Here is a 16,148-nt window from a genome sequence, read left to right on the forward strand (position 1 = left end):
TAAAATTTACATGTAATGATGTAAAGGGGGAAAATAAGAGTGTACTGGATGTCATGTATTATGTTTGTTTTTACATTATGTGTTTTGTTCTTTGTTCTATGGAAGATATATAAAATAAATGAAATGAAAAAAAGCGCGGGAAAACTTATTGCAACATATCCTCGGGTGAAACGACGTTGGATTGCCTTACTTGGACCGGTGTATTTCATCGGGCAATGTATGTATATATATGCTCAGTACGTAAGTGGCGATATTGATACAGTTGAACAGTTTCTCGTTCAGTCAGGTAGTTATGCTGTAGCAAGTTGTTTTATGATTTTAATAGCGATTAATCTTATTAAAAGTGTACAAATATATGAAAAAGGTGTAATAGACGGATTGAACTATTATTCATACGAAGAATTAAAAGGCTATAAAACATCAACATGGGAAAATCCAAAAGGAAATATATTTTTATATCGCGGGCGAGAAAAAATGAATGATAATGTGAATTTACTTATTAGACAGGAAGATATGAATGAATTAGAAAGCATTCTTCAAAGATATATTCCGAAATTGATGATGAAATAAAAACTCCGGTTGTTATAACCGGAGTTTTTTTATTAAAACGCACGATTCACTACGTCTTTAACTTCTTCAAGATATTGTTTACGCACAGCATTATCCACAGAAGGAACACTTGTATAGAATGTATGCTCAAATGTTTCAATGCCTGTAAATTCAAAAATACCAACATCAGTTGTTTTTTTCATTGCATCAAACATACCGCCTGCTGTGTATACTTCTTTCGAATTTCCCATCGTAGATAATAACAATCCTTTTTTACTGCTTAATAACTTTTCAATACCATTTTCACCGTAAGCATAAGCGAAGCCATGGCTAAATACACGGTCAACGTATCCTTTTAAAATAGCAGGAAGACCCGCCCACCAAACTGGGTAAATGAATGTAATACTATCAGCCCAAGAGATATGCTTTTGTTCTTCTTTAATATCTTCTGGTGTGTTTCCTTGGGAAAATGAGATGAAATCGGAAGCACCTAATACTGGATTGAAGTTTAATTCGTATAAATCACGAACGCGTACTTCATGACCTTTTCCTTCTAATTCACTTTTTACAATTTCTAAAATTGCATGGTTGAAGCTTTCTGTATTCGGGTGTGCATAAACGATTACATGTTTCATTGTTCTTCCTCCTACTTGTGGATATGTGAATAGTTTTTATATATTCGTGTAACTATTATGGTTACTTTTTTTAAGAGAGTCAATTTTTCTGACGTGAGAAATAAATTGAAATTTTAATCGGTGGGGGCTGTCGATCCCGCACTGATTATTTGCTCACACTAATAGGGAGCTTACTGCTGGTTAATATAAATGTTAGTATGTGACAAAAAAATACAAAATAGTAGAAATTTTGCATTTTCGAATAGAATATATAGATTGGTAAATAGAGAGAGAAGGGGATATCGGGATGAATATTATTGAAATTGAAGGGTTAGAAAAATCGTTTGATATTGGGGATAGTAAAGTAAAGATCTTAAAAGATATTAATCTTCAAATTCAAAAAGGAGATTTTGTTTGTATTATGGGGGCAAGTGGATCGGGTAAAACGACCTTACTTCAGTTGTTAGGTGGATTAGATATTCCATCGGTAGGTAGTATTCGAGTTGACGGTACAGAGATTTCAACATTAAAAGAAAAAGAGCTCGCTTTATTTAGAAGGCATAAAATTGGTTTTATTTTTCAGCAGTTTAATTTAATTCCAGTGTTTAATGCGGAGGAAAATGTAGGGTTGCCTTTATTATTAGATAATGTTTCGCAAAAGAAGGCAACGGTGACAGCAAATCGTTTATTAGAGCTCGTTGGATTGAAAGGAAAAGAAAAGCATTTACCAGCACAGTTATCAGGTGGGCAACAGCAAAGGGTTGCGATAGCAAGAGCTTTTGCAAATGAGCCGGCTATTATATTAGCTGATGAACCAACAGGGGCGTTAGATTCAGAAAACAGCAAAAATATTATTGCGGTACTTCGCAATGCATGTGATGAATTAGGACAAACAGCTGTCATTGTAACGCACGATCCATTCGTAGCGGCTCATGCTGATAAAGTCGTTTTCTTATTAGATGGTGAGGTGATTCATGAGCATGCTGAAAGTAAAGGATGGAAATTTCGAAATATCCCGCAACAAGTTACTCAAATTCAAGAGATTATGAATCGTCACTTTAAAGTAGGAGGTAAAGGTGATGCGATGGGTAATTAAGTATGCGGTAAAATCGATGAAACAAAATTGGTTGCGAAATATGTTGATTGCTCTCGGTGCAGCATTAGGTGTTATGTTAGCGACGATGTTATTGCTAGGCAATCAATCAGTAGAGCAAAGTGTGAAGGAACAAGTAGTAAGTCGGTATGGAGATTATAATTTACAATTTGGCTATATAAAAAATGATATGTATTTAAATAATGAGAGTTTAAAAGGAATAGATGGCTTAGAAAATGCTGAAAAAATATCAAAAGCACTTATACCGTATCCTTTTCCACATTATAAAGAATTATCGGGAAAGCCATCTTATTGGGGTGTTGAGCAAGATTCTCCAGAAATGCATTCTTATAAAATATTAGAAGGACGATATCCGAAAGAAGGTGCTGAAGTAGCACTGACAAAGGGGTATACAGATCGTGAAAATATACGGGTAGGAGATACGATTAAACTGCCATTCCCGCAGCATGGTGAAAAGGCTGTGAAAGTTGTCGGTATTTTAAATCCACCGTTAATGGCGTCAATGGGTCATAGTGCTTATTTTCCAATCCATTGGCTTCAAAAAGAATTAAATTTACCAAATCAATTCAATCTCGTTCAAGTGAAAGTACAAGATGTAAATGTGAAAAAAGCAATTGCTTTTGATGTACATAAAAAGATTGAAAATATAAAGGTGGACCAACGTACTTATGTAGATAAGGCATTTGAACGACTAAATGTAATGAAGCCATTAATTTTTAGTTTAGGTGGTATTGCCTTATTTGTTGTAGCCCTTTTAATAATGGGAAGTTTTTTCTTATCTGTCAGAAGTCGATTTAAGCAATGGGCATTATTACGTGCACTTGGTAGTAATCCAAATCAAATTATATTAGTCGTTTTATTAGAGGCTTTATGTATTGGGGCAATCGGATCACTAGCAGGAGTTATTCTTGGAGCAGGTACGCAAACACTCGCAGCATCATTTATTAATAAATGGGTGAATATTGAGGGTGCAGGGAAAGAATCATTCTCGATTTCAGGCGAGATTTTACTCATTACGTTTTTACTAGGAATTGTTATGTCTATTATAGGGGCTATTATACCAGCCTTCATGGTTAGAAAGATTCCACCAGTTCAAGCGCTTAGGCCAGGTCTTCCTAGTGATGAGAAAAAAGAAAAGAGATGGAGTGCTTTTAGTGGTAGCATTCTAATCATTGGTACTGTTATTGGACTAACGGGTAACGTATTAGAGCGGTATATCGGTTTTAATCCAAGTGCGATAGGTGCGCTGTTATTTGCGGTCGGTTTGTTATTTGCGATTCCGTTGTTTATTCGGATGATAGCACCAGTGATTGCAAAACCACTTCAAATGATATTACGAATTGAAACGACGATTAGTAGTCGAAATGTAATTCGTTATCGAAATAAGGCAGCTGTATCGGTTGCTATACTAGCATTTGGTTTTATGTTAGCACTTGTTGGAACGATGTATATAAACTCTATGTATGAGGGTATGAAAGATGGAGTGCAAAAACATTTACCAGCTGATTTAGTAATAAGAATTCCAATAGAGTCGCAAAGTACTGAAGCATTACCATTTAGTTGGATGGAGAAGATTAAAAAAATTGATGGTGTAGAAGAGAGCGTAGCAAATGTTACTGACTTTACAGCGAAGCTTATAAACTACGACTTTAAAAAAGCGGATCAAGAATGGTATGAAAATGTGAGGAAAGATGATTTTGAATATGATGTGATAGAAGTTGTGGGGAATGATATTGTTGCTTATCAAAAAATAACAAAAGCGAAAGTGATTACAGGACAAGATTTAAATAAGCCATTACAAGATGGTGAGGGAGTCGTTACGAAGAGAACTGCTAAAACATTAGGGATTCAGTTGCATGATACGATTGAAGTACAAGGAAAAGGGAAAGAAAAACAAACGATTAAAGTCGTTTCGATTATTGAGCAAGGATTAAGGGGAAGAGGATTAGACATTTTCGTAAATGAACAATGGGTTCGTGATAAGTTTCACGTGCAAGGATATGAAGCAATTCAAGTTATGACAAATTCTAATCAATCATTTGAAGAGATTAAGAAGCAAGTAAAACAAATTACAAATAATAAAGAGAACGTAGAAGTTATTAATAGCCATGATTTATTAAAAGAACAGGAGCAGTTATTATCGCAAATGATGATGTTAATTCGCTTGTTAGTTGTAATTGTTTTCATTATTTCTGGTATAGGGTTAATGAATGCGATTGTCTCAAGTTTACATGAAAGACGTGCTGAAATTAGTATGATTCGTGCGGTAGGAGCTATTCCGAAGCAAATGAGACGGATTGTTTTATTAGAGGGCACTTTACTTGGAGCGATAGCTGGTTGTATTGGGGTTTTAGGTGGAATTGTATTTAGTTATATTGTGTTATCAAGCTTAGAGTTAACGGTTATTATCATTCCGTATAATCAAGTTTTAATATTGGCACTAGCTAGCATTATACTCGGAGCAGGAGCAGCAATGATTGCTTCATTACAATTAAGAAAGTTTAAATTGAGTGATACTTTAAAGGAGTTATCAGCATAAAAGATTATTATATCCCGCTCATACAAAGTACAAAGAAGACGAATAAAATGATAACAATACCGATACCAAAGTTAAATACAAGAGTACTATCCATATATGTAACCTCCTTGTTTGAAAGTAAAAAGCACTCTGGCTGGAGTGCTTTTTATTATCCGAATATGTCGCAACGAACGCCGCAACATATAGAAAGGGAATAATGCGTTTAAAGAGTTATATTAATTTATGCATTAATTTTGTAAATGAGCAGGTCCTGCTCAGGTATAGAAAAAAGACACTCTTTCGAGTGTCTTTCATGATGACAAAACGTGCCAATTGCTTGAGTTTGATAAGACGTTAATTTTCCGGTTAACAGTCTTTCTTAATCAAGAAGTGTAACAACAGCGATTCAAATAAATTTTAGCATTTTTTAAAGGGGTGTGCGTATGTAACTATGCATATTACGATTAGAGGAGAATCAAGTTTGGAAAATGAATGAGTAAATACATATAGATTAGTAGAGTATTTGATAAGGAGCGAGATGAATGGATATACATAAGTTAACAGAAGAAGAAGCGAAAGAAATAAATACGTGGAAGTATGAAAATCCCTATACGTTATATAGCTTTTCGGGAGATGCTGAAGTAATAGAAGAGTTGCTAGATGGAACGTATTACGGTTGTTGCGGAGAGAATGGAGAATTCATCGGCTATTTTTGTTTTGGAGAAAATGCACAAGTGCCAGGGGGAAGAGATGCTAATTTATATAGGGGAGAAGATGTAGTAGATATTGGGCTTGGAATGAAGCCAGAGTTAACAGGGAAAGGGATGGGAGAAATATTTTTTCAAGCGGGAATAGCATTTGCTACTGAGGAATTGAATTCGAAAATGTTTCGACTGAGTGTAGCGACATTCAATAAGAGAGCGATTAGGCTATATAAAAACATTGGATTTCAAGTAGGACCTCTTTTTTTGAGCCGTGGAAGAGAGTTCATGCTTATGGAATATGAAAGGCCGTCAGTATGAAACTGACGGCCTAGACCCCTTATTCCGAATGCTCAGCACGGTGCGCTAAACGACTTGAAGCAGCGGCAGCGATTCCGCCAACGATATCATCAAGGAATGTATGCACCTTTCCAGTTGATTTATCATTTAAGTATTCTAAAATACCTGGTTTTAATTTATCGATATATCCAAAGTTCGTGAAGCCAATTGACCCGTACACGTTAACGATTGAAAGTGCGATGACTTCATCAATTCCATATAGTCCTTCATCGCGTTTTACGATATCTTGTAACGGCTGACTTAACATTCCTTTTTCAGCAAGGACATCAAGTTCAATGCCTGTAATAAGAGCGTTTTGTACTTCTCGTTTTGATAGTACACGCTCAACGTTATAGCGACATTCTGACATCTCTAAATTTGCATGGTATTTCTTTTGAAGAAAATGAACAAGATCAGCAATATCGTCAATTGTTACACCGCGCTCTTGTAATAGTTGTAATGCTCTTTCTTGTAGTTGATTTGAGTCTTTCATGTTTATCACCTTTTTTTCTTTTTAGTATTTGTATACGTTTCGTTGCTTTATCATGTGCATAGGAATGAAAGGCGAGCACAAGCTCATATATATAAAGAAAAACCATAGGTGGCGACTGCGATGATTCAGCATATTTATGAGCATTATCACATGCATGTTAAAGAATTAATCCCCCTTGGCCCCTATAAAAGCTTTTGGATTCGCAACAAAATTTATGTACTTGTTCCAATTGGAGAAATGGAGGAAGAAGTACTTGTAGAGATGAAAAAGCTCAGTGATTATATGAACCAGCAAGGGGATATAACTGTTTCGACTTTCGTTCCGACTATACACGGCTACTATGTAAGTGAGATAGAAGAAAAAAATTACTGCTTATTAAAAGGTATGCGTATGTTAGAGCGACATGCTACATCATTAGGAAGTGAGCTTTCTATATTCCATAAACGTGGCGCATTCTTTCCAGAAGAAGTTGAGCAATTAAGCCGCATTGGTGAATGGAAAGCATTATGGGAAAAAAGGCTCGACCAATTAGAAAGGTTTTGGCAATCGCAAGTGATGAACCATCCTTCAGACGTATTCGATCAATTGTTTATTGAATCCTTCCCGTATTACTTAGGAGTTGCAGAAAATGCAATTCAATATGTTGTCGATACAGAAATGGACGATACACCACAAATAACTGACGCAGCAACAATTTGCCAAGAACGATTTACACCTTTATTATGGCAGCAAACGAAGCGTTTAAAACTTCCTTTTGATTGGGTATATGATCACCCAAGTAGAGATATAGCAGAATGTATTCGCTATATGATGATAGAAAAAAAGAAAGATTGGGAGCAAACGGTAGTTCAATTCATTACAGATTATGAACGTAATTATTCGCTCTCTTCATTTGGTTGGCGCTTATTATTCGCAAGGCTTCTGTTCCCGCTTCACTACTTTGAAACGATTGAACGATATTATCAAACAGGAAACGAAGAACAAAAAGGCATATATAGAGCCCGTTTAGAAATCATTTTACATGATGTGAAGCGCACTGAGCAATTTATGAATCATTTTTACGAGTCATTTCGTTTACCTGTTGATAAGTTAGGCATTAGGAAATTAGATTGGCTGTCTTAAAATGAAAAAAGAGACCGGGTGAGGTCTCTTTTTTATATATCACAATTGTATGTAATACATTATGCCCCTACCTGTTGATCTGCACATATATTTAAAATGAATTGATGTCTTTCGATTTTTTCATTTACTTTACTCAATAATTCTTGCTGGATTTCTTTAAATAAAAATTGATAACTTGCATTCCATGTTGGTATAACGGATGAAAGGTCTAATAAATACTCTTTTTTCTTTTCTAGTTCTTGAATTGTTAAGAAAGTGTTCCCCATTCTTGGCATGTGTCGTCCCCCTATGTTTTTTTCTGTATATGTGTGAACGATTCTATAGTATTAATTATCGCACTTTTTGAGAAGGATTTCCAATTTTGTTTTATGATGTTAAAGGGGAAGTGTTATTTGAATAAAAAAAGAGACCCATTTGGGTCTCTTTCTAGGAAGCGATTCTGAACGAGCCGCTTCCGCTTTTAGATAATGTCTAGCTCCAGCGGCTAGAACAGTCGGCCATTTCGCGCCTTCCTGTGAGGCAAAAAGCGCCTCTTCGTCAGGAGCTCCAATGACCTTCTGTTCTGAACGAGCCGCTTCCGCTTTTAGATATTATCTAGCTCCAGCGGCTAAAATGTTCGGTGGCTTCGCTTCTTCCGCCGAGGCAAAAAGCGCCTCTATGTCAGAAGCTCCATCCTCCTCACATTTTGGACGAGCCGCTTCCGCTTTTAATTAAAATACTTGTTCTACTTCAATAACGCCTGGTACTTCTTCAAGTAGTGCGCGTTCGATACCAGCTTTTAGTGTGATTGTAGAACTTGGGCAGCTTCCGCATGCACCCATAAGGCGTAATTTTACGATACCTTCTTCAATGTCTACTAATTCAACGTCTCCGCCATCGCGAAGTAAGAATGGACGTAATTTATCTAATACCTCTAGTACTTGTTCTTGCATATGTGGGTTTTCCATTTTTATCGACTCCTTTCATCAGTTTTATTATAATCAAGATAGAGGGGAAAATCTATTTTTTCTCTTCTTGTTTTATTGTCAAAATATTATATCGTGTGTACAACGTGTTTTTTCAGTATAGGGGTATGGAATAAGTTTGTAAAATGATGTGCTTATGTACTAAGACATCTGAATATACTGTTAGGGCAAGAAGTGGGGGAGAAGAAATGGTTAATGTGCAAGTGTATGGGACGAAAGTGATTTGTGCGAGTTGCGTCGGAATGCCATCTTCAACAGAAACGTTTGAGTGGTTACAAGCGGCGATTGGTCGTAAATATGAAGGACAAGAAAATAAATTTAATTTCGAGTATATTGATTTTCAAGAAGAACAAGAAGATGAAGATAAAAAAGCATTCGCAGAGCGCGTAGTGGAAGAAGATCTATTTTATCCGGTCGTTCTTGTAAATGGAGAAATTGTGGGAGAAGGAAATCCTCGTTTGAAGGATGTTTACGAAGAAATCGAGAAATATTTATAAAGCAGGAAGCCTTTGCGAATTTGCGAAGGCTTTTTTTATTGGAGGGATAGATGTGGAGAATGGAATAAAACATGCTTTACCAGAAGAAGTAAAGCAATTAATGGAGCAGTACATAGTAGAATTAAAAGAAATTTTTTCGGATGAAAAAATAGTCGGGGTATATATTTACGGATCAATCGCGCTAGGAGCATTTCATATAGAAACGAGCGATGTTGACTTTGTTACGGTAATAAGTGATTCCGTGAATGAAGCTGAAAAACAACAAATTATAGAACTGCATAAAAAAAATAGTAAAAGTACGTTAGGTAAAAGAATGGATGGTATGTATATTCCGCTTGCTGATTTAGGGAAATACAATGATGAAATGAATGAGTACGTGTATTGTGCAGATGGTAAGGCTGATATTGGTCATTGGGATATTAACGCGGTCACATGGTGGACATTGAAAAATCAAGGTATTACAGTTAGCGGGAAAGAAGTAGAAGACCTTTCCTTTCAAATAAAGTGGGACGATGTAGTAAATACAATGAAATACAACGTAGAACATTACTGGCTTGAAAAAGCGAAGCGTCCTTATTTATTTTTCATAGAAGAATGGGTAGAATCAGCTGTCGTTACGATGGGACGTATTTTATATACGTTAGATCATGAAACAATCGTTTCAAAAGATAGAGGATTACAATACTTATTAGAACGTTCAGCGAAAGAATGGGAGCCTTTATTAAAAGAGGTAGAGCGAATGCGAAATAATCCAAAGGGAAAGCGCAAGCTCTCTATTTGGAGGAGGGCTGATATGACGAAGAGGTATTTGCTGTGTTTGATTGAAGAGTGTAGGGGGAAGTGGTAGGTGAATAGTAAAAGCATCCTTCATATAAAGGATGCTTTTACTATTTTTATATAATGAAAAAGTACTTTGCAAGGAATGAGAAGTCGAAAGATAATCTAAAATATGGATAGTTTCATGTGAAACATTATGCAATAGACTGTTCTTTTTGATGTTTATCCCGCATTAACGGGCAGTAAGACTCTCACTTCAAAATTCGGCTGGAGCAAAGAAGTTAGATGGGAGATCAACTGCCCGTAAAAGCCCGATTGGTGAAGGCTAATAATCAGTGGTGGATGAACAAAACCCCCACTGATTAAAGTTTCACTTTATAATGAAATCTTGCACTATTGCGCACTCCTTTAGAGATAGGTTTACTCTTCATCTTCATCATAATTGTATGTAGTTAAATTTTGTAAGAAACTTTCAAAGTTAGGTGCTAATTCAATAATTTCCTCAAACTCATTATCGATAAATATAACTGGAGGATTTTCAGCTACGTTTCGATAGTCTAATGCAATCCACGTATGTCCGTCACCAGATAAAAGCACGATATTCTCAGGCATGTCCCATTCCTGAATTAAATAATGGCTCTCTAAAATACTAGATTCATTTTCATCAAAAGAAATGCCATATAATCCAGAAACATTAACGTGATCGTCTGCCCAAGAAGTTGGCTCTGAAGTAGGATGAGCATCTAATCGAAGAGTTCCTCCGTTTTGTTCTTTTAGAAGATTTATGTACGATTCTGGGAGATTTACGTTTAGTACTTCTTCTGCTTTTTTTATTAGTTCGTCGTTAATAGGTGCTAATTTTAAATAGTCATCTTCTGCCCAAAGTGTAGTCTTCATATTTGGTCACCTCAAATAATAGTTTTAAGAATCTTATTTCATATATTATAGTTAGTTTAAATGACGAGCAATAGAAAGGGGGAATAAATATGGATGTATTTGAATACCTTGATCATGTAAATTCTAAGGAAGACTTGTTGAAGTTTCTTGTATATCTTCAAAAGGATTTCAAAGTGAATCAAGATGAATGGGAGAATATAGAGGTAGAGACTTATTTAGAGGTATTACATGGTTGGTTAGGTGCTTATGAAGGTGTTTATATAAATCAAGGGGAGAAGCTTCCAGAAAATATTCCATGGAAGTTTATTGCCCAGACGTTGCTTGCAGCAGCTTATTATGAATAAAATTAAATTTTTAAAAGATCTAATGGAGAAGATATTATGATTAACCACAATAAAATTAAACAACTTTTAGCACATGTAGATCGCGCTGAGGATAATGAAATTGAGTTAGAGTGTGAATTTGAACCTATGACAATCGAATTATTTAATAGTGAAGAAATAGAAGAAGGACAACTTGGTTATAGCTTTGATGAGGGAGGGCAAAGCTTAGTCGGAAATGAAGAGGGAGATTGGAAAGACGGGTGGATTGTAATTGGGATAGATTCGTATCTCGGAGACCCGATCTTTGTAGATAGTAATGATGAGAATTGTCCGGTTTATACAGCTATGCATGGTGAGGGAGATTGGGAGCCAGAATGTATAGCTAAGCGTATAGAAGATGTTATTGAGAAAGTGAAGGGTAATGTGGGATAGTTGTGTAAGTGGAAATATGTTTGAAATAGTAGAGAGCTAATTTGTGAAGTCTCTTAAGTCGAGATTTTAGGCTAGGTCATATTACAATAGTAGTTTAATAGGAGAAGGGTGTGTCAAAATGATTTTGATACATCCTTTTTTACGAATATACAAGATGTTTAACATAGTGTATTAAATGTCTTATATATGAGTATTCTAATATATTTAATAGTAAAATGGAATATAGAATGGATAATTGTCGGAATGTATTCGATTTTTGTTCATTTTTATGAAATATAACTATTTTTTGTTAGATTCCTTCTTTTTATAGATATACAATAAAGTTATATAGAAATAAGAGAAGGATGATGTACGTGAAGGGCACTGTTTTACAGGAAGCGATAGCTCCTAAAGAGTTACATAAAGTTGTGAGAAATAATACTGCATATTACGACTTTAAGTGGGGGAAAGCAAAAGATCCCGAGACGGGAAATAGTTGGAACTGGATAGCCTTTTTCTTCCCATTATTGTGGTTAGCTTATCGCAAAATGTATAAATTATTTATTATTATTGCATTAGTAGGAGTTCCTACTTTAATTACCTCTGTTTTTATAGATATCCCGATGTGGATCGATTTTATTGTTTATTTCGGAACTATGCTATTTACTGGATGGCAAGGGAATCGTTTATATTACAAGCATACAGTTCGTGTTTTACATAAGGCAAAAGAGTTATCTGATGCACAACACAATTATTACTTCCAAACAAAGGGTGGCACTCATGTTGGGATTATGCTTGGATTAAATGCGTTATTATTTGTAGTATTTGGTGCAGCTGGTTATGGGTTATCGTATTTACCGACGGAACCAAATATAAAAGATGTAGTTCGTTTAAGTGATGAAGGGATTACATTGGAAGTTTTTACTGATGATCCAAAATGGACGTATGTAAAAAAAGAAGGACGTTTTGATATAGTAGAATTTACTGGTTATGATTATGAGGAAAAAAAGGATGTAAAGGTTAAGTTCGCTGTGTATTTAGATAAACAGAGATTTGAATGGAAAGAAATTTATTTAAACGATAAAAAGTTAAATGAAGAAGAAGCAGAAGAGTATCAATTTTATATTGAAGAAAATGCCTGGTATTAATATAAATAGATAATGATGTATCGCAAAAAGAAGAGTCTAATGAAGATTCTTCTTTTTATTTATGAGAAAGGATATGTAACAAGAAGAGAAAAACATTAGTAAACAAACGCCATACTAATTGAAATTTTGTAAAATACAATAAAAAATGAGAATTTGAGGTAGGCTTGTCAATAACGTGAGACTATGGCAGTATAAAGAAATGCTATACAAATTTTATTTATCGACATGTAAAAATTCGATTTGATTTTTACGTATAAATAATGAACGGAGGAAATGAATTTATGGCTACTTTACCAAATTGTCCAAAATGTAATTCAGAATATACGTATGAGGATGGCGCTCTTTTCGTATGTCCAGAATGTGCCCATGAGTGGGGTCAAGAAGCGGAAGCTGAAAGTAATGATGGTGCAAAAGTTGTAAAAGATGCGAACGGAAACGTTCTTCAAGATGGCGATGCTGTTACTGTAATTAAAGATTTAAAAGTAAAAGGAACTTCTTCAGTTGTAAAGATTGGTACGAAAGTAAAGAGTATCCGTCTAGTTGAGGGAGATCACGATATTGATTGTAAAATCGATGGTTTCGGAGCTATGAAGTTAAAATCACAGTTCGTTAAGAAAGTGTAAGATTAGCAAAGAAAAAAGACGCTCTGTAAGTAACTTGCAGAGCGTCTTTTTTATGATTGTACTTCAACTTCTTTCAACTGGCACCGCTTATTAAAGAACGTTTTATACCCAAGCTGTAAGAAGATAATAACAGAGAAAGCTGTACTTCCAGAAATGCCAAGTATAATCGCAATTTGATATTGGATAGCTGTAAATGGTGATACACCGGATAAAATTTGTCCTGTCATCATGCCTGGAAGACTTATAATTCCCATTCCGACCATGGAATTAATTGTTGGTAAAATAGCAGAATCGAAAGCGTCCCGTATGAGCGGAGCAGCTGCTTGTTTTGGAGTTGCGCCAAGCATAAGTGCACCTTCAATATGGTCTCTTTGTGATTTCATACTGTTTAAAAAGGTGTTTGCCCCGAGGCAAATACCTGTCATAGCGTTACCGATTAGCATGCCGGCAATAGGAACGATATACTGCGGAGCATACCAAGGATCGTGTCCGATAATGACAAAGATAAATAGTAGAAGAGGGCCAATTGATCCAGCGATCATGGAGAGGGCGGCTACTCGTTTTAATTCTTTTGACATAGGAAGGTTTATTCGTTTATAAATGTTGAAAATCGCAAATGTAGTAATAGAAGTAATGAGAGCTATTGTATAAAACGGATTACTATTTTCAAATATGTATGTAAGAACATATGCGACTAGTACGAGCTGAATTGTCATACGTAATGTAGCAATTGTAATTTGTTTCTCACGCGGTATTCCTTTTAATTTCACAAGCCCGATTAAAATAAGGATGAAAATATATGCAGCTGCAAGTTGCCAAATTTGTAGTTCAATAACGCCCTTCAATTGATAGCACTTCCTTTCTAGTTGCACCGTTTGTTTTACTAATTTCAATAATATCGTCTGCGATTTCTTCTGGAAGTTGTTGCGAGTGCGTGATGAAGATAACTGTTTTTTTCTTTTCTTTTGCCAGTAGAGTGAATTGTTTCATAACGCGGCGTTCTGTGTCACCATCTAGTGCCGAAGTTGGTTCATCTAATAAATAGACGGGCGGATCCATTAGTATAATACGAGCGAAAGCAAGTCTTTGTTTTTCGCCACCTGATAAAGAAGAGGAGTTATCTTCTAATTTTTTATCTAGGCTAACAGTCGTTAATGCGCCTTGCAGGGCATCGTCATTTGGAAATGGCTTTTCAGAAAATCGAAGTCCCATTAATAAATTATCTTTAATTGTTCCATCAAAAATAGGCGGAGTTTGTCCGAGCATGACAACTTCACGGCGTAATTGAATGGGAGGATAATCTAAAATAGATTTTCCGTTATATTCAATTGTGCCAGATGTGGGTGATTGTAAATCGTTTAACATGCGAAGTAATGTGCTTTTACCACTACCACTTTCACCGATAATACAAGTTGTTTTTTCTTTTTGAATCTGTAAATAAGGAATGTGTAGAATATCTTTATATGTGATGTCTTTTAATATAAACATAAATTGCTCCTTTCTGATTCTAGTTATATCGTATCAAAAAGAGAGAAAAATAGAAAAATAAAGTCTCTTTAGAAGGAACATCTTTTTTCTTTGTTTTAAAACTTTGCGCGTGGCAGGAAAAGGCACTGACTGATCCTATGCATAGCCAGTCCCTCTTGACCATTTAAAAAAATACTTTTCTGTCGGTTTTTCATAGAATGACTGAGTAGTTACAAAAAATGAATAGAAAAAGGCTGTCTACTATGTAGGCAGCCTTTAAAGTATTAACCGTTATGATATTTGTACATCCAAAGAAGACCGGATTTTAATAATCTCGGTACACGTCCCATTAAGGGTTGGTTTGCTAGTAAACCAAATCCGTGTTTTTTGCCGAGAGAACCGAGAACACCTTTTAATTTAATAACAGGCAGTTCATCAGGAAGGGGTTCATTATTCCAACGTTTTAATAATATTTGGACAATTTGTTCTCCTTGACCTTCAGCAAGTTGAGCAGATGGTGCGTGTGGAAGTGCTGCACAATCTCCTACGACATAAACGTGCTCATTGTTTGGAATATTGTGATATTTTGTTAAAACAACCCGTCCGCTACCATCTTGTTCAACTGGAAGGTTTCGAACAACTTCATTTGCTTGAATACCAGCTGTCCAGACGATTGCATCACATTCAAGTGGTTCATCATGGTTATATACAATGTTTGGTTCCACTTTTGTAATGTTAGAGTTTCGTATAATGGTAACTTTATGTTTTACAAACCATTCTTCTACGTATCTACTTAATTTCTCTGGATATGGGAATAAAATTCTATCTTTTCGATCAAATAAATAGATTTTTAAATCTGAACGGCTTTCGCGAAGTTCACTTGCCACTTCAACGCCGCTTAAGCCAGCCCCAACGACAGCTACTGTTGCATTTGGTTCTAAGCTATTTAATTGTTCATATGTCTTACGTGTTTGTTCAATTGATTGTAGGCTATGTGTATATTCCTTCGCCCCAGGAACGTTATGGTATTTATCTTCACAGCCAAGCCCGATAATTAAATCATCATATTGAATCGTTTCACCGCCATCGAGATGAACGGCCTTCGTTTCGAGGTCAATATTTGTTACTGTTCCGTATTGAATATTGAGACGTGGGTGCTCAGGAAACGGTATGCGAATATGCGTTTCTGAAATTGTACCCGCAACTAATGCATAATATTCAGTTTTAAAGCAATGATATGGTACTTTGTCGATTAATGTCACTTGTACATCATCTGGAAGTTGGTTGCTTGGAAGTAGCCGCTGCAGAATTCTCATTCCACCGTAGCCACCACCTAGTAGTACGAGGTGTTTCATGATGGATTACCCCTTTTCTGTTGAAATATCCCCTAATCATACAATTTTATATTAATAAAATATTTTGACTTTACACAATCAAATTATATCGAATTTGTGAACAAATAACAATGCATGAATGAATACTCTGTTGTACAATAAGAAGAAAAGTAAAGTAAGTGGTTTTCATTTTCTAGTTACTATTTACTATTTCATTATGAGTAGTATGTTATATAAAGAAGACCATCTATTATGA

Annotated in this window: 19 protein-coding genes; 11 read left to right on the top strand and 8 right to left on the bottom strand. The window is 35.5% G+C overall.

Annotation, left to right across the window (positions count from 1 at the left end; genetic code table 11):
- Nucleotides 1-39 precede the first annotated feature (39 nt).
- On the top strand, nt 40-570 hold the full coding sequence (locus tag ABH955_RS22490; RefSeq protein WP_016102217.1) for a hypothetical protein: 531 nt from the start codon (nt 40-42) through the stop codon (nt 568-570).
- A 32-nt stretch (nt 571-602) separates the two neighbouring features.
- On the opposite strand, the gene ABH955_RS22495 is transcribed toward ABH955_RS22490, so the two are convergent.
- Nucleotides 603-1,184 carry an NAD(P)H-dependent oxidoreductase gene (locus ABH955_RS22495; protein WP_404454442.1) on the bottom strand — a complete coding sequence of 194 codons (582 nt, stop codon included), beginning with the start codon at nt 1,182-1,184 and terminating at the stop codon, nt 603-605.
- A gap of 286 nt (nt 1,185-1,470) precedes the next feature.
- Here ABH955_RS22495 and ABH955_RS22500 point away from each other — a divergent pair, with 286 nt between their 5' ends.
- The 3 genes from ABH955_RS22500 (at nt 1,471) to ABH955_RS22510 (ending at nt 5,817) form a co-directional block, all read left to right on the top strand.
- Complete coding sequence (locus ABH955_RS22500) at nt 1,471-2,259, top strand: ABC transporter ATP-binding protein (RefSeq protein ID WP_404454439.1); 789 nt, start codon at nt 1,471-1,473, stop codon at nt 2,257-2,259.
- Nucleotides 2,243-4,816, top strand: a complete 2,574-nt coding sequence (locus ABH955_RS22505) for an FtsX-like permease family protein (protein ID WP_404491683.1) — start codon at nt 2,243-2,245, stop codon at nt 4,814-4,816. The genes ABH955_RS22500 and ABH955_RS22505 overlap by 17 nt, the downstream gene beginning before the upstream one ends.
- Before the next feature lie 521 nt (nt 4,817-5,337).
- Nucleotides 5,338-5,817: a GNAT family N-acetyltransferase gene (locus tag ABH955_RS22510; protein ID WP_002015903.1), complete on the top strand. Its 480-nt coding sequence runs from the start codon at nt 5,338-5,340 to the stop codon at nt 5,815-5,817.
- A 19-nt stretch (nt 5,818-5,836) separates the two neighbouring features.
- Here ABH955_RS22510 and ABH955_RS22515 read toward each other — a convergent pair whose 3' ends face one another.
- Entirely contained in the window at nt 5,837-6,328 is a 492-nt protein-coding gene (locus tag ABH955_RS22515) for a phosphatidylglycerophosphatase A family protein (protein ID WP_002015902.1), read from the bottom strand.
- A gap of 120 nt (nt 6,329-6,448) precedes the next feature.
- On the opposite strand from ABH955_RS22515, the gene yutH reads away from it, so the two are divergent.
- Nucleotides 6,449-7,450, top strand: coding sequence for a spore coat putative kinase YutH (gene yutH, locus ABH955_RS22520; RefSeq protein WP_002089339.1), 1,002 nt, complete (start codon nt 6,449-6,451; stop codon nt 7,448-7,450).
- Nucleotides 7,451-7,509: 59 nt separating this feature from the next.
- On the opposite strand, the gene ABH955_RS22525 is transcribed toward yutH, so the two are convergent.
- Both ABH955_RS22525 and ABH955_RS22530 read right to left on the bottom strand, forming a co-directional pair.
- Complete coding sequence (locus ABH955_RS22525; protein WP_001137788.1) at nt 7,510-7,725, bottom strand: hypothetical protein; 216 nt, start codon at nt 7,723-7,725, stop codon at nt 7,510-7,512.
- Nucleotides 7,726-8,160: 435 nt separating this feature from the next.
- Nucleotides 8,161-8,397, bottom strand: a complete 237-nt coding sequence (locus ABH955_RS22530) for a NifU family protein (RefSeq protein ID WP_000431159.1) — start codon at nt 8,395-8,397, stop codon at nt 8,161-8,163.
- Nucleotides 8,398-8,603: 206 nt separating this feature from the next.
- On the opposite strand from ABH955_RS22530, the gene ABH955_RS22535 reads away from it, so the two are divergent.
- Nucleotides 8,604-8,912 (top strand): YuzD family protein, encoded by a 309-nt coding sequence (locus ABH955_RS22535; RefSeq protein ID WP_000248590.1) that lies wholly within the window; start codon nt 8,604-8,606, stop codon nt 8,910-8,912.
- A 52-nt stretch (nt 8,913-8,964) separates the two neighbouring features.
- The gene (locus tag ABH955_RS22540; RefSeq protein WP_002015900.1) at nt 8,965-9,759 is read left to right on the top strand and encodes a nucleotidyltransferase domain-containing protein; all 795 of its coding nucleotides are present in this window, start codon (nt 8,965-8,967) and stop codon (nt 9,757-9,759) included.
- 350 nt (nt 9,760-10,109) lie between these two features.
- Here the strand turns inward: ABH955_RS22540 and ABH955_RS22545 are convergent, their stop codons facing one another.
- Nucleotides 10,110-10,586: an SMI1/KNR4 family protein gene (locus ABH955_RS22545; RefSeq protein ID WP_404454430.1), complete on the bottom strand. Its 477-nt coding sequence runs from the start codon at nt 10,584-10,586 to the stop codon at nt 10,110-10,112.
- 89 nt (nt 10,587-10,675) lie between these two features.
- Between ABH955_RS22545 and ABH955_RS22550 the strand changes: the two genes are divergently transcribed.
- The 4 genes from ABH955_RS22550 (at nt 10,676) to phnA (ending at nt 13,091) form a co-directional block, all read left to right on the top strand.
- On the top strand, nt 10,676-10,930 hold the full coding sequence (locus tag ABH955_RS22550) for a DUF7660 family protein (protein WP_404491684.1): 255 nt from the start codon (nt 10,676-10,678) through the stop codon (nt 10,928-10,930).
- Nucleotides 10,931-10,966: 36 nt separating this feature from the next.
- Nucleotides 10,967-11,341, top strand: coding sequence for a hypothetical protein (locus tag ABH955_RS22555; protein WP_002167451.1), 375 nt, complete (start codon nt 10,967-10,969; stop codon nt 11,339-11,341).
- Nucleotides 11,342-11,694: 353 nt separating this feature from the next.
- Nucleotides 11,695-12,468 carry a DUF2628 domain-containing protein gene (locus ABH955_RS22560; protein WP_404441881.1) on the top strand — a complete coding sequence of 258 codons (774 nt, stop codon included), beginning with the start codon at nt 11,695-11,697 and terminating at the stop codon, nt 12,466-12,468.
- Nucleotides 12,469-12,749: 281 nt separating this feature from the next.
- Entirely contained in the window at nt 12,750-13,091 is a 342-nt protein-coding gene (gene phnA, locus ABH955_RS22565) for an alkylphosphonate utilization operon protein PhnA (protein WP_404441879.1), read from the top strand.
- A gap of 50 nt (nt 13,092-13,141) precedes the next feature.
- Here the strand turns inward: phnA and ABH955_RS22570 are convergent, their stop codons facing one another.
- The 3 genes from ABH955_RS22570 to ABH955_RS22580 all read right to left on the bottom strand — a co-directional run bounded on the left by ABH955_RS22570 (nt 13,142) and on the right by ABH955_RS22580 (nt 15,913).
- Entirely contained in the window at nt 13,142-13,936 is a 795-nt protein-coding gene (locus tag ABH955_RS22570; RefSeq protein ID WP_002191065.1) for an ABC transporter permease, read from the bottom strand.
- A complete protein-coding gene (locus tag ABH955_RS22575) occupies nt 13,920-14,579 on the bottom strand; it encodes an ABC transporter ATP-binding protein (RefSeq protein WP_404491685.1) in 660 nt (219 codons plus the stop codon). The genes ABH955_RS22570 and ABH955_RS22575 overlap by 17 nt, the downstream gene beginning before the upstream one ends.
- Before the next feature lie 263 nt (nt 14,580-14,842).
- Nucleotides 14,843-15,913, bottom strand: a complete 1,071-nt coding sequence (locus tag ABH955_RS22580; RefSeq protein WP_002015890.1) for an NAD(P)/FAD-dependent oxidoreductase — start codon at nt 15,911-15,913, stop codon at nt 14,843-14,845.
- Nucleotides 15,914-16,148: the final 235 nt, after the last annotated feature.

It is taken from the genome of Bacillus sp. RC240, from assembly GCF_044907945.1.
GTDB classification, from domain to species: Bacteria; Bacillota; Bacilli; order Bacillales; family Bacillaceae_G; genus Bacillus_A; species Bacillus_A mycoides.